At 64.4% G+C, this 12,058-nt stretch carries 9 protein-coding genes and 2 pseudogenes; 5 read left to right on the plus strand and 6 right to left on the minus strand.

Annotated features, from left to right (window positions below):
- Positions 1-496, minus strand: a pseudogene (locus AC50YA_RS19445) (primary-amine oxidase); the annotation flags it as partial.
- Between the two features lie 481 nt (positions 497-977).
- Between AC50YA_RS19445 and AC50YA_RS19450 the strand changes: the two are divergent.
- Both AC50YA_RS19450 and AC50YA_RS19455 read left to right on the plus strand, forming a co-directional pair.
- A complete protein-coding gene (locus tag AC50YA_RS19450) occupies positions 978-2,510 on the plus strand; it encodes an APC family permease (RefSeq protein ID WP_494983846.1) in 1,533 nt (510 codons plus the stop codon).
- Positions 2,507-3,250: an IclR family transcriptional regulator gene (locus AC50YA_RS19455; protein WP_494983847.1), complete on the plus strand. Its 744-nt coding sequence runs from the start codon at positions 2,507-2,509 to the stop codon at positions 3,248-3,250. The genes AC50YA_RS19450 and AC50YA_RS19455 overlap by 4 nt, the downstream gene beginning before the upstream one ends.
- Positions 3,251-3,330: 80 nt before the next feature.
- Here the strand turns inward: AC50YA_RS19455 and AC50YA_RS19460 are convergent, their stop codons facing one another.
- From AC50YA_RS19460 to AC50YA_RS19480, 5 genes are all read right to left on the minus strand, one after another.
- Positions 3,331-4,356 (minus strand): ATP-dependent 6-phosphofructokinase, encoded by a 1,026-nt coding sequence (locus tag AC50YA_RS19460; RefSeq protein ID WP_494983848.1) that lies wholly within the window; start codon positions 4,354-4,356, stop codon positions 3,331-3,333.
- Positions 4,357-4,460: 104 nt separating this feature from the next.
- Positions 4,461-4,823, minus strand: coding sequence for a cupin domain-containing protein (locus AC50YA_RS19465; protein ID WP_494983849.1), 363 nt, complete (start codon positions 4,821-4,823; stop codon positions 4,461-4,463).
- An 87-nt stretch (positions 4,824-4,910) separates the two neighbouring features.
- Positions 4,911-6,374 carry a glyceraldehyde-3-phosphate dehydrogenase gene (locus AC50YA_RS19470; RefSeq protein ID WP_494983850.1) on the minus strand — a complete coding sequence of 488 codons (1,464 nt, stop codon included), beginning with the start codon at positions 6,372-6,374 and terminating at the stop codon, positions 4,911-4,913.
- Positions 6,375-6,669: 295 nt separating this feature from the next.
- The gene (locus AC50YA_RS19475; protein ID WP_494983851.1) at positions 6,670-7,419 is read right to left on the minus strand and encodes an ABC transporter ATP-binding protein; all 750 of its coding nucleotides are present in this window, start codon (positions 7,417-7,419) and stop codon (positions 6,670-6,672) included.
- 35 nt (positions 7,420-7,454) lie between these two features.
- A complete protein-coding gene (locus AC50YA_RS19480) occupies positions 7,455-8,591 on the minus strand; it encodes an ABC transporter permease (protein ID WP_494983852.1) in 1,137 nt (378 codons plus the stop codon).
- Positions 8,592-8,754: 163 nt separating this feature from the next.
- Here AC50YA_RS19480 and AC50YA_RS19485 point away from each other — a divergent pair, with 163 nt between their 5' ends.
- From AC50YA_RS19485 to AC50YA_RS19495, 3 genes and pseudogenes are all read left to right on the plus strand, one after another.
- Positions 8,755-10,167: a sensor histidine kinase gene (locus AC50YA_RS19485; RefSeq protein WP_494983853.1), complete on the plus strand. Its 1,413-nt coding sequence runs from the start codon at positions 8,755-8,757 to the stop codon at positions 10,165-10,167.
- Positions 10,167-10,810, plus strand: a pseudogene (locus tag AC50YA_RS19490) (response regulator). The gene AC50YA_RS19485 and the pseudogene AC50YA_RS19490 overlap by 1 nt, the downstream one beginning before the upstream one ends.
- Positions 10,811-10,878: 68 nt before the next feature.
- Positions 10,879-12,030, plus strand: a complete 1,152-nt coding sequence (locus tag AC50YA_RS19495) for a GGDEF domain-containing protein (RefSeq protein WP_494983854.1) — start codon at positions 10,879-10,881, stop codon at positions 12,028-12,030.
- The last annotated feature ends 28 nt before the right edge of the window (positions 12,031-12,058 follow it).

Raw genomic sequence — 12,058 nt, forward strand, 5'->3', positions numbered from 1 at the left:
CGAAGACCAGGGCGCGCATCAGGCGCCGTCCCTCGTTGTCTTCACCGAAGTAGCCCACGGACCACGGTTCGAAGCAGACCAGGCCCATATCGGTGATGCCCCGCTTGGCGAGGGCCGCCTGGACCTCGGGGTTCTTCCGGCAGCTCTCTTCACCCTCGGCGAACTCGTCCAGCATGAAGGGAGGATGAATGTTGGCAGCTAACTGCGTCCACTTCGAGACGATGCCCGAGTCAAGGTCGACAATCGCTTCGTAGGAACGTCCCTCGGCACGGTTGACGAGAACTGCATCTGCCTCGCGCACCGTCTTAGCGCCGGTCCTGAGCAGTTCCTTGTCAGGCTCGCGCAGCTCAATACTGATGAAACGGAACGTTTCTGCCGCGGCCGGGCCATCCTTCAGGATTGAAGCCGCACGGGAAATCTCGGCCCGGGACAGCGGATCGAGAGCGTGTGCTACCCCTACCCCTACCTCGGTGTGGATTTCAGTGTTCAGAGTCATGGTTTTCTCCTTGGTTCTTTCTTCAAAATGAAGGTCCCTGTGGGATGACGGCCGAAGTGCCCCGTAAACCGGCCTGGAAGAAGCCGAGCTGTCCTCGCTGTCGCAGACCAGCAGGTTCCTGGTCTGCCGGAGGGATCGTCTGCAACCCGACATCCTCTATCTAGCTAGAGGATCAACCGAGCTCAGCTCCGAGCCCCGCTGGTGTGATGCCGCTCACGTACATTCCGTCCGTGTAGAAAAAACTACGTCACTGAATTCATTTAGGCGAGCCTTTCGTGAAAATTTACTTGAGAAATTCGAGGTCGCATTTTCCCATCTCCGTTAACATGCTGGAAACATTCAGAAACACGCGCTCGACCATTTGCAATGGGAAATTCGAGGCCACATTTTCCCATTGCAGTTAACATGCTAGAAACATTCAGAGAAATGTTCACGATCGTCATTGGCGGCCGGGAATGCTAAGGTTTTGCACCTCGGGCCGATGACTTGCGTCCCACATAAGCAAGGCGAGCCTGCCCGATGGAGGGAAAGTTGGTACGCAGTGTCTGCCCGCGGTGATCGCTTCATCACTCCCCGCTCTCCGGTGGAGGGCCTGAGCCGCCGGAAACTTTCCTTCTTGCCGGTCTTCGCGCAGGCAGTAGCCGCCGTGGCGCCCGCCGGTGCAATGTCCGTCATTCCGGCTCTTGTCTTTCCGGGTCTTGTCTTTGGATCCTCTGGACCGAATCTTGTGCTGACATTCGGGGCAGCCATGGCGGTCATGGTCCTGGTTTCCTTCTGTCTGAGACCGATGGCACAGCGCATGGCTGCCGTCAGCGGCCTCTACAGCTACACGGCCAAGGGACTTGGCCAACGGACGGCGATTACCGTCGGCTGGTCGGCCATATTCGGGTACGGCCTCGTGGCCATGGGGAGTCTGCTGGTTGTTGGCACCTATGTCGCTGAGCTGTTCATCAATCTTGGCGTCCCCCTCGCGGATCCCAAGATTTTCGCGGTGCTGGTGATTCTTGGCGCTGCAGGCGCCGCCTGTTTCCTCATGGTTCGGGGGATCCGGATATCCGCGTGGTCCACGTTGTTGATGGAATCCATTTCAATTGGAATCCTCGCCGTCCTCATGGTTGTCTACTTCGCCTTCAACGCGCCGAAGGCCAGTCTCGGGAGTGTGTTTGCCTGGAACGGAAATTTTGATGCGTTATCGATCGGGATCGTCGTGGCCGTAAGTGCCTTTGTCGGCTTCGAAAGCCCCACCACACTGGGAGGCGAGGCGTACAAACCCTTCGTCAGCGTCCCACGGGCCATCACGTGGACCCCCATCCTGGCGGGCGTGCTTTATCTTCTTGCCGCTACCGCCCAGGAGGTAGCCCTCAAAGAGGCACCGTTAGGCATTACAGCCAGCTCCACTCCGTTGTCTGACCTGTTTTCCCAGACTTCCCCGGTGTTCGCCGCCGTCCTTGACCTGGGAATCGCAGCATCGTGGTTTGCGTGCGCGATCGCATCTGTGAACGCCCTTGCCCGGATATTTTTCTGTATGGGCAGAGAAGGCGTTGCGCCGCGAATATTCGGCCGGACCCATCCCGTCTTTCGAACCCCGTCGATGTCAATCATGGTCGTAATGCCGGTAGTTGCCATCGTGCCCATCGCGGTCATCATCTCCGGTGCCAGTCCTGGGCAGGGCCTTGCGCACCTCTTCACGCTGGGCGCCTACGGATACCTCGGGTCCTATATTCTTGCCAGCGCGTCCCTGCCGTTCTTCCTGCGCCGGATAGGGGAGGACACTTACGCCAGCTGGATACTGGGAGCAGCAACCTCCCTGGTCCTCGGTGCGGTGCTCTGGACGGCGGCGACGGTATCGATTCGAACAGGCAACCTGCAGACGTTCATCTACGGCGGTGTGCTCCTCGCCAGCGTCATTTACGCCATGTTCCTGCACCTCCGGTTTCCTGAGCGTCTGGCGTCCGTGGGCATCTACGACGAGACCCGGGGATTGGACCTGTTTCATGGCAGGCCCATCCCATGAACTACAGGCCCGCACACTTCAGACCCAGCACAGCGTCAAACTCGCTCAGGATCTTGGAGATCGTGGCACGGTTCGGCACCGGGACAACGGCAAAAGAGATCACCGACGCCCTGCAAATGCCCCCGGCAACCGCCTACCGGATACTGAATGCGCTCGTCGGGGACGAATATCTGGCCCGCACATCTGACCTCCGCGGATTCGCACTCGGACACGCGATTTCAGGCCTGATTACCGCTGCGACCCCGCCAACCGTTCCCACCGCAGCCCGCACCGCAATAGCAGAGTTCCGGAGCGGAAACCGTTTCGCCGTGCACCTCATCATGTTCCGGAACGCTTCCCTCAGAATCGCCGATGAAGATCCGGATTATCCGCTCCAATCGGCATTCGAAATGCTCCGGTATCCACACGCCTCCGCCGCAGGGAAACTGATGCTCGCTGAACTCGGCGATTCGGCCTCCCCACTCCCGAGAGGGCCGCTGGTGAAGCTGACACAGCACACCATCACAGAAATTGGTCCACTGGAAGAGCAACTCGCGGAAATAAGGCTTAAAGGGCAGGCCTCGGAAATCAACGAGCTAGAACCAGGATCCGCCAGCCTCGCACTTCCAGTAAGAATGCCCAATGGGACCGTCGGCGCAGCCCTCTGCCTCGCCGGCCCGGCAGAACGGTTCGCCGCTATCTGCGAACATGCGGAAGCAGCCCGCGAACTGACGTCACGACTCGCACCTTTCCTGTTCTGATCGCGTCCGACGCCCCCATTAGGCTCACCCGCCGACTTCGCCCCCAGAACTCCCGAGACGGTTTAATTGGGGCGGGCAGCTCAGCCGAACAGTACGGCTGCCTCGTCGTAGCGGTGCTGCGGAACCGACTTCAGCTTGCCCAGGGCCTCCTCGAAGCCCACCTGTTCGATCTCCGTGCCCTTCAGGGCAACCATAGTGCCCCAGAAGCCTTCCACCACAGAGTCGATGGCCGCCATGCCCAGCCGGGTTGCCAGGACGCGGTCGAACGCGGACGGAACGCCGCCCCGCTGGATGTGGCCCAGGATGGTCGCACGGGTTTCGAGGCCGGTCCGGGCTTCCAGTTCCGGGGCCAACTGGTCCGCGATCCCACCGAGCCGGGGACGGCCAAAGGTATCCAGCCCGCGCTCGGAGTGGGGGGATTCCATGTGCTCCGGAACAAACCCTTCGGCCACCACTACCAGCGGTGCGCGGCCACGGGCGTGGGCTTCCTTCACCCACTGGGTAATCTGCTCGATGCTGACACTCTGCTCCGGGATGAGGATGGCGTGGGCGCCGGCCGCCATGCCGGCGTGCAATGCGATCCAGCCCACGTGACGGCCCATCACCTCGACGATCATGCACCGGTGGTGCGATTCTCCGGTAGTGCGAAGCCGGTCGATCGCTTCCGTGGCGATCTGCACCGCGGTGTCGAAGCCGAAGGTGTAGTCCGTGGCGTCAAGGTCGTTGTCCACAGTCTTCGGGACGCCCACGATCTTCAACCCGGCGTCGGTCAGGCGTTTGGCCGCAGCCAACGTTCCCTCACCGCCGATCGCGATGATCGCGTCGATGCCCAAACGGTCCATATGCGCCCTGATGACCTCAGGGCCGCCGCCGTTTTCGAAGGGGTTGGTGCGGGAGGTGCCCAGAATGGTGCCACCCTGCTTGGCGATACCACGGACCATGATGCGTGGAATATCGATGATGTCCCCCTCCACAACACCCCGCCAACCGTCAAGGAAACCCACAAATTCGTGACCGTGGATGGCAATGCCCTTCAACACGGCGCCGCGGATAACGGCGTTTAATCCGGGGCAGTCGCCGCCGCTGGTGAGAATTCCAATTTTCATGTTTCGGCTCAAATCATAAGAAAGGGTTTACAGGCAGGGCGCCACGCTGCCACGACTCAGGCCCGGGGTGTACCCCCGGGTCTGAATCGGCAGATTTCCCGCGGTCAGGCCGCGAAGATGACAAAGAACTTTCTGATCCGTTCTTGGATATCCCAGGTTCCCTGCCACCCGATGGGGAAGACGGCGGCAGTCCCGGCCTCCAGGGTGACGGGATCACGGCCGTCCTCAGTGACCACCATCCGGCCTTCAAGGACGTTAATCACCTCACCGCGCTCCAGGAACTCCCACCGGGAGAGGCCTGGTGCGGCTTCCCAGACTCCGGAGACGATGCGCGAGTCATCGCTGGTGAAGGGAACGGACATCCTCACTGCAATGTCGTCGCTCAGCACGTCGGCAAAGGGCGGGCCAAGCCAGGACTTTTCCAGGTCCTCTTCAAAAAGTTCGCTGGGCTGGAAAGTAATGCTCATCTGGATCTACCTTTCTTCTTCCACCCGCCCGTAACGTCTCCGGCGGGCTGGCGGTGATGGCCGCGGCTCGATTGAGCAGCGGTTGATCTATCCCACGGCGGCAAGCACCGACATGGCCTCCTCAACGACATCCGTGGCGTGGAAGACCGGCCGGTTCACGCCGGCCATCTCTTCCATGACCCGGACTACCTGGCAGCTGTAGCCGAACTCGTTGTCGTACCAGACGTAGAGGACCAGGTTCTTGCCGTTGGAGATGGTTGAGAGTCCGTCGACGATGCCGGCGCGGCGCGAGCCCACGAAGTCCGTGGAAACCACTTCGGGCGAATCGATGTAATCGATCTGCCTGCGCAGGTCCGAGTGCAGCGACATCTCGCGGAGGTAGTTATTGATCTCGTCCTTGGTGGTGCCGTTTTCGAGGCTGAGGTTCAGGATGGCCAGGGAGACGTCAGGGGTGGGGACGCGGATGGAGCTGCCTGTGAGCTTTCCGAGCAGCTCGGGCAGGGCCTTGGCTACGGCTTTGGCGGCGCCGGTTTCGGTGATCACCATGTTCAGCGCGGCGGAGCGGCCGCGGCGGTCGCCGTTGTGGAAGTTGTCGATCAGGTTCTGGTCGTTGGTGAAGGAGTGGACGGTCTCCACGTGGCCGTGGATTACACCGAACTTGTCGTTGATGGCCTTCAGGACCGGCGTGATGGCGTTGGTGGTGCAGGACGCTGCGGACACGATCTGGTCCGTGTCCTCGATGGTGCGGTGGTTGATGCCGTGCACAATGTTTTTGAGTTCGCCCTTGCCCGGTGCCGTGAGGAGAACGCGGGCAACGCCCTTGCTCTGCAGGTGCTGCGNGCCGGTGTTGTCCACCAGCAGGGCGTTGTGGATGCCGTAGGCGGTGTAGTCGATGGTGGCGGGATTGTCCGAGTAGATGACCTGGATCTGGACGCCGTTCGCGGTGATGGTGTTGGCAGCCTCGTTGATCCGGATAGTGCCCTGGAACGGACCGTGGACCGAGTCTCGGCGCAGAAGGCTGGCGCGCTTGGTGAGGTCGTTGTCCGAACCCTTGCGCACCACGATGGCACGCAGCCGCAGGCCGTGCCCGCCACCGGCCTTTTCGATCAGGAGGCGGGCCAGGAGCCGGCCGATCCGGCCAAAGCCGTAGAGCACGACGTCGGTGCTGCTGCGGTCATCAGCGCCGCGCCTGCCCACAATGCCGGCGAGTTCCGTGCGGAGGAAGTCCTCGAGGGTGGCACCGTTCCCCTTTTCCTTAAATTTTTGGTTCAGGAGGGCGATGTCGATCGCGGCCGGGCCGAGCTCCAGCTGCGCCAAGGTGTTCAGCAGCGGGGCAGTCTCCTCCAGGAGCAATTCGTCCTTATCAACCCGGCGCGCGAAACGGTGTGCCTTGAGGATGTTCATGGTGGACTTGTTGACCAGGCTCCGGCCATGAATGCTGGTCACCACGTTGTTATCGCGGTACAGCCGGCCGATCACCGGAATCATGGCCTCGGCGAGAGCCTCCCGGACCATCCACGTGTTAAGACTAGAATCTGAGGTCTGTAGCATCGGGCTGCCTTTCCAAAATGCGTCGGGTCTGATTGAGCTTCAGCTCCTGGGATGCTCCAGGGGCTGCAGGGATGTGACGGCTCCTTGCCCAGGTGCCGCCTTGCTGTTTTGGCCCGATGAGATCCTGACCGGATGTCCAAAAAAACTCCCTCATACCTTCACTGCTCCTCCAGAGGTGGGCCTAGCATCCATCGTCCGTTCATTTGCGGGTAGGGGAAACGCTAATTCGGGATGGTTAAAACAACCCGTTTGAGTAGGCCGTTGCTTGGATAGCCCCGTCCGAGAGCAACTGGAGTTATGTAAGGAAGCCGCCCGGTAAGACCGGGGCGGTCAGGCCGCCGTCGCGCATCACGGCGACGGCGTCGGTCAGCGGAACGAACTCCGTGTCGTGCGTGACCATCACCGTGGCCACCTGGAACTCGTCGGTGACCCGGCGCAGCAGCCCCACGATCGACGCGCTGCGCGCGTGGTCCAGCGCCGCCGTCGGCTCGTCCACCAGCAGCACTTTCGGACTGCCCATCAGGGCCCGGGCAATGTTCACCCGCTGCCGCTGGCCGCCCGAGAGCTGGTGCGGACGCTTGTCCGCGGACGCAGCCAGCCCCACCAGATCCAGGAGTTCCACGGCGCGCGAACGCGCGGCCTTCAGCGGCTTGCCGCGCAGGTGGTGGCCAATTATCAGCTGCTCGACGGCGGTCAGGGACGCCAGGAGGTTGGGCTGCTGGAAGATGATGCCCACCTTCTCCCGGCGCAGCGCGGTCAGTTCCTTCTCCTGCAGGCCCGCCGTCTTGGTCCCGTCAATCACCACGTCGCCGCTGCTGGGCCGGACCAGGGTGGCGGCGACGGCCAGGAGGCTGGATTTGCCCGAGCCGGACGGGCCCACGAGCGAGACCATCCTGCCCGCTGCGACCTGGAGGCTGACGCTGTCCAGGGCCTTGATGGTTCCGCCTCCGTCCGGGTATTCGAGGGTGACGTTGGTGAGGGTCAGCGGGTGGGCGAGGGTGGAGCCGGCAGTTGGTGTGGGGATTAGTACAGGTGTGACAGACATGGGAACTACCTTTCGGGAGGGGTGAAGGACAGGAGCTAGTTGCCGCCGAGGGCGATCAGCGGATCGACGGTGGTCACCCGGCGGACTGCCAGCGCGGCGCCCGCCAGGCCCAAGGCCACAATTCCCAGCACGGGCAGCAGCGTGGTGGCCGGCGTGACCAGGAAGGGCGCGGCCTGGGCTGCGGCGAACCCGCACGCAACTCCGATTGCCCCACCCAGGCCAGCGCCGACCAAGAGCACAATGGCGGCCTGGGTCATGGCATCGCGCAACACGTAGCCGCCTGACGCGCCCATGGCCTTGAGGACGGCGATATCGCGGGTGCGCTGCACCGTCCAGACCGTCAGGAACGCCACGATTACCAGCGCCGAAATCCCGTAGAGGAACGCCTGCATCAGCATCAGCGATCCGTTTTCGCTCTTGAAGGAACCCAGCGCCTGGAACGAACCGGTGCGGCTGGTGCTGACCGTGCGCGCCATCGCGTTAGCAGCCGTCTCGTTCACCACCGCCCCGTACTGGTAGGTGACGGCGACGACGGTCGCCACCGGCATGCTCCCCGGCGCGCTGCCCGCGGCCGGCGTCAGGTGCGCCACCTCGGCCCAGGTGGGCAGCGCCGTCCACACCACGCCGGTGTGCGAATACCACTGGTCATCGACGACGGCGGTGACGGTCAACTCGGCGCCACCTACCGTGGCCGTGTCTCCGACCTCGAGCGAGAGATCCGCGGCGACGGTGGTGCCGACCACCACCGACCCTGCCCGGACCGGCGACGGCGCCAGCAGCCCATCCGCGGCAACGCCGAACACCGCTACGTTAGTGGTGCCGCCATCGCCGCCTTGGAGCCGGGACTGGGTGATGCCCAGGGCCTCGGCCCGGGCCACCCCCGCGACGTGCCTCCAGCTGTCCACCTGTGCGGCCGTCACTTCGCTTTCAGTGAAGGACGCCGTGGGCTGGTTGGTGCCGGGTGCGCCAAAAACTATGCTGTCCACCGGCCTGGCCTCAGTACCGGACCCGGACCCGGCACCGAGCTTCCCGACGGCCGATGTGGACTGGTCGCCCAGGCCTGCGGTGAGTCCGGAGAGCAGCACCAGCAGCAGCGTCACCAGGGCCACCACGCCGCCCATCAGGGCGAACCGTCCTTTGGCGAACCGGATATCGCGAATAGCGAGAAACACGTTGTACTTCCTTCAGTCGGGGTGGATTCCTTCTGAATCCACTCTCCGGCGCATCGGCCCAACCCACATCGGGGACATGGTTGAGCCGGGCAGGACAAAGGGCTGACCGGGCGATCAACCTTTTGGTTGATCCGCACGCCTCGGCGGCACATAAGCTGATGAAATGCCTGCCGCGCAACCACAGACCACCCCGTCGGGGGCTGCCATCCTGCGGTTCCTGCGGGTGACGCTTCATGTCAGTTTTGCCGTGCTGCTGCTGGTCGCCATCCTGCGGCTCCACTTGGCGGCGGGTGCGGACGGCGTGGACGGCGCCACCGGAGTCACTCAGCCCGAAACCCCAGCAGGGACAGCGGCCGGCCAGCGCATCGCCTGGTCCGCACTCGCCCTTGCCCTGGCCGCCGCCTATCTCGCCGGCACCGTCCTGGAAAAGCGCTTCGCCGCCGGCCGTTCCAGCTTCAACCCGCACCCCTACGCCGCCCCGTGGCTGGGCCTTGTCACGGTGCTGTGGGGCGTCCTCCTGGCGGGAAGCGCCGAGTTCTCCTGGGTCGCCTTTCCGCTCTTCTTCCTCCACCTGCATGTGCTCCCGCGCCGGATTGCGCTGTTCACCATCGCCGCAATGACGGCCGCCGTGGTTGCCTCGCAGTGGGTGGCCAGCGGCCTGCCGTCGCCCACCCTGCCCATGGGCCTGGGACCGGGGCTGGGTGCCGTCTTCGCTGTGGTCACCGGCCTGGCTTACCGGGCCCTCTACCAGGAGAGCGAGGCGCAGCGGCTGGCCGCGGACGAACTCCGGCGCACCCGCGCAGAACTTGCCAAAACCCAGCACGAGGCAGGAGTTCTGGCTGAGCGGGAGCGACTGGCCCGCGAAATCCATGACACCCTCGCGCAGGGCCTGTCCAGCATCGTCCTGGTGGCGCGGGCGGCAGAGAAGTCCCTGGCCGGAGGCGATCTTGCCACCGCCGCCGAGCGGTTCGCACTCGTGCAGCAGACGGCGTCGGAAAACCTTGCGGAGGCCCGCACCTTTGTCCGCGGGCTCACCTCGCCCCAGCTCCACGAGTCATCCCTCCCGGAAAGCCTGCAGCGGCTCTGCGGCGAGACCGAAACCCTGGCCGCCGCGCGCGGCGACGGACTCCGCTGCCGCTTCGAGCTGGTGGGCGACCCGGCGGAGCTGCCGCCGCAGTACAGCGTCACCCTGCTCCGGGCCGCCCAGGCTAGCCTGGCCAACGTCAGGCTCCACGCCAAGGCGAGCACCGCCGTCGTCACCCTCGCGTTCCTCGGGGACGAGGTCACCCTGGACGTGTACGACGACGGCACGGGCTTTGTGCCCGAAGCGACGGGTCCCGGGGTGGCCGGCCGGGCGGACGGCAGCGGCTTTGGGCTGCGCTCGCTGGCTGCCCGGGTGGCCGGGCTGAACGGCTCCCTGGACGTGGAGACAGCGCCCGGCGAGGGGACCGTCGTGGCCATCCGTCTGCCGCTCTCCGCAGCGGAGCTACCGGGGCAGGCCCTGCCTGGAGGGCCGCTAACTGGTCGGCCGCCGGTAAGCCCCGAACTGCCTGGCCCGGAAGGGGCGCGGGGCTGATGGGCGAGCTCCGTATTCTCCTGGTGGATGACCACCCGTGGTCCGCGCGGGCCTGCGCGCCATGCTCACTGAATTCGAGGACTTCAGCGTGGCTGCCGAGGCCGCCGACGGGGACGCGGCGTTGCGCGAACTCGCGCGGCTGCGGACCCCGGGGGAGCGCGTGGATGTGGTGCTGATGGATATTCAGATGGGCGCTGGCATGGATGGTGTTACCGCCACCGCCGCGATCCGGCAGCTGGACTCCCCACCGCCGGTCCTGATCCTGACCACTTACGACACCGAGGCGGACATCCTGGCCGCCGTGGAGGCAGGCGCCAGCGGCTACATGCTCAAGGACGCCCCGCCGGAACAGATCCGCCAGGCGGTACTGTCGGCGGCGGCTGGCCAGACGGCGCTGGCACCCAAGGTCGCGGCACTGCTGATGTCGCGGATCAGCAGCCCGGAAACCGCCCTCACAACGCGCGAGGTCCAGCTGCTTGAACTGCTGGCCACTGGCCTGACCAATCGCGCCATCGCCAGGCGGCTCTTCATTTCCGAGGCCACAGTCAAAACCCACGTGGTGCACATCTACGGCAAGCTCGGCGTGGACAACCGGACCTCGGCCATCGCCCTGGCCACGCAACGACGGATCATCCGGTTATGAGACGAAAATGTCCGGCGGCGGTGCAATACTGAGATTTGCATCACTCGGCAGCCGGGGGAACTTCTGAAATGGTCTTGGATACAGCGACGCTGCGGGTCGCGTTCGGCCTGATGTCTTTGGTCCTGGTGCTGCTGTTCTACTTTTCGGCCTACCGCTACACACGCTCGCCGTACAGCGGCTGGTGGTGCCTCGCTCTGGTGTTCTTCCTGTCGGGATCCGCCGCTTTCCTGCTCAACGGAACCCCACACCAGTGGTGGGCCAACACTCTGGGCAACGTCCTGCTGGTCCTCGGCGGTGTAGCCGTCTGGGCCGGCGCACGCTCGCTCCGGGACCTGCGGCCGCTCCGTTGGATCTTCACCGGGCTGCCGGTGGTCACGCTGGTGGCATCCGCCGTCGACCATCCCGGCACCAACACCTGGTCCGGCGGCCCGGTCTTTCTCGCCGCGATGTGCCTGACGGTGGGGCTTGCTTCCCGGGAACTCTGGCGGCTGGAGCCGGGATATTCGCGCGTCCGGGTCCCCATGGCTGCCGCGGCGGCCGGGTTGTCCGCGTTTTATTTCGGCCGGCTGGTGTACTTCCTCCTGGAGGGCCCGAACGGACCCACGTTCGTCACGTATTTCGGGTCCGCAGTGACCACGTTGGTGACCATGGTGCTGCTGGTGGTGGTGTCCTTCAGCATGGCCGCCTTGAGCACCGAACAGCAGACCCGTGCCCTGCGGATGGTGGCCACCCGGGACGATCTCACGGGGCTGCTCAACCGCAAAGCTTTCCTGGACCTGGCCGCGGAGCTGTTGAATGACAGAGCCGTCACCCAGGGAACGGGCGCCCTGATCCTCGCTGACCTGGACCACTTCAAGGCAGTCAACGACACCCACGGCCATGCCGCCGGCGACCTCGCGCTGCAGGCCTTCGCTGGCGCGTGCCGGGACACCGTCAGGTCAACGGATCTTGTGGGCAGGTACGGCGGGGAAGAGTTCATCCTCCTCATCCCGGGCGCCTCCGCCGACCGGGCGCAAAAAACAGCGGGGGAGGTCAGCCGGCGCCTGGCTGAGGTCCCCACTGCCGACGGGCTGGAGATGCCCACCGTCAGTTACGGTGTGGCACTGTACGACGCCGGGACCTCCGACCTGGAGGACCTCATCGCCTCCGCCGACGGGGCTCTCTATGCGGCCAAGTCATTGGGTCGGAACCACACCGTTCACAGCAACCGCATCAGCTGAGCCCTGGAGGAATCGTGCGCAGGTTGCC

Source organism: Pseudarthrobacter sp. RHLT3-21 (assembly GCF_059383495.1).

Bases quoted from the DNA above. Each gene is read 5' to 3' on its own strand.
- AC50YA_RS19450 (WP_494983846.1), top strand. From the start codon at position 978: ATGACTTGCGTCCCACATAAGCAAGGCGAGCCTGCCCGATGGAGGGAA.
- AC50YA_RS19460 (WP_494983848.1), bottom strand. From the start codon at position 4,356: ATGAAAATTGGAATTCTCACCAGCGGCGGCGACTGCCCCGGATTAAAC.
- AC50YA_RS19465 (WP_494983849.1), bottom strand. From the start codon at position 4,823: ATGAGCATTACTTTCCAGCCCAGCGAACTTTTTGAAGAGGACCTGGAA.
- AC50YA_RS19495 (WP_494983854.1), top strand. From the start codon at position 10,879: ATGGTCTTGGATACAGCGACGCTGCGGGTCGCGTTCGGCCTGATGTCT.
- AC50YA_RS19485 (WP_494983853.1), top strand. From the start codon at position 8,755: ATGCCTGCCGCGCAACCACAGACCACCCCGTCGGGGGCTGCCATCCTG.
- AC50YA_RS19455 (WP_494983847.1), top strand. From the start codon at position 2,507: ATGAACTACAGGCCCGCACACTTCAGACCCAGCACAGCGTCAAACTCG.
- AC50YA_RS19475 (WP_494983851.1), bottom strand. From the start codon at position 7,419: ATGTCTGTCACACCTGTACTAATCCCCACACCAACTGCCGGCTCCACC.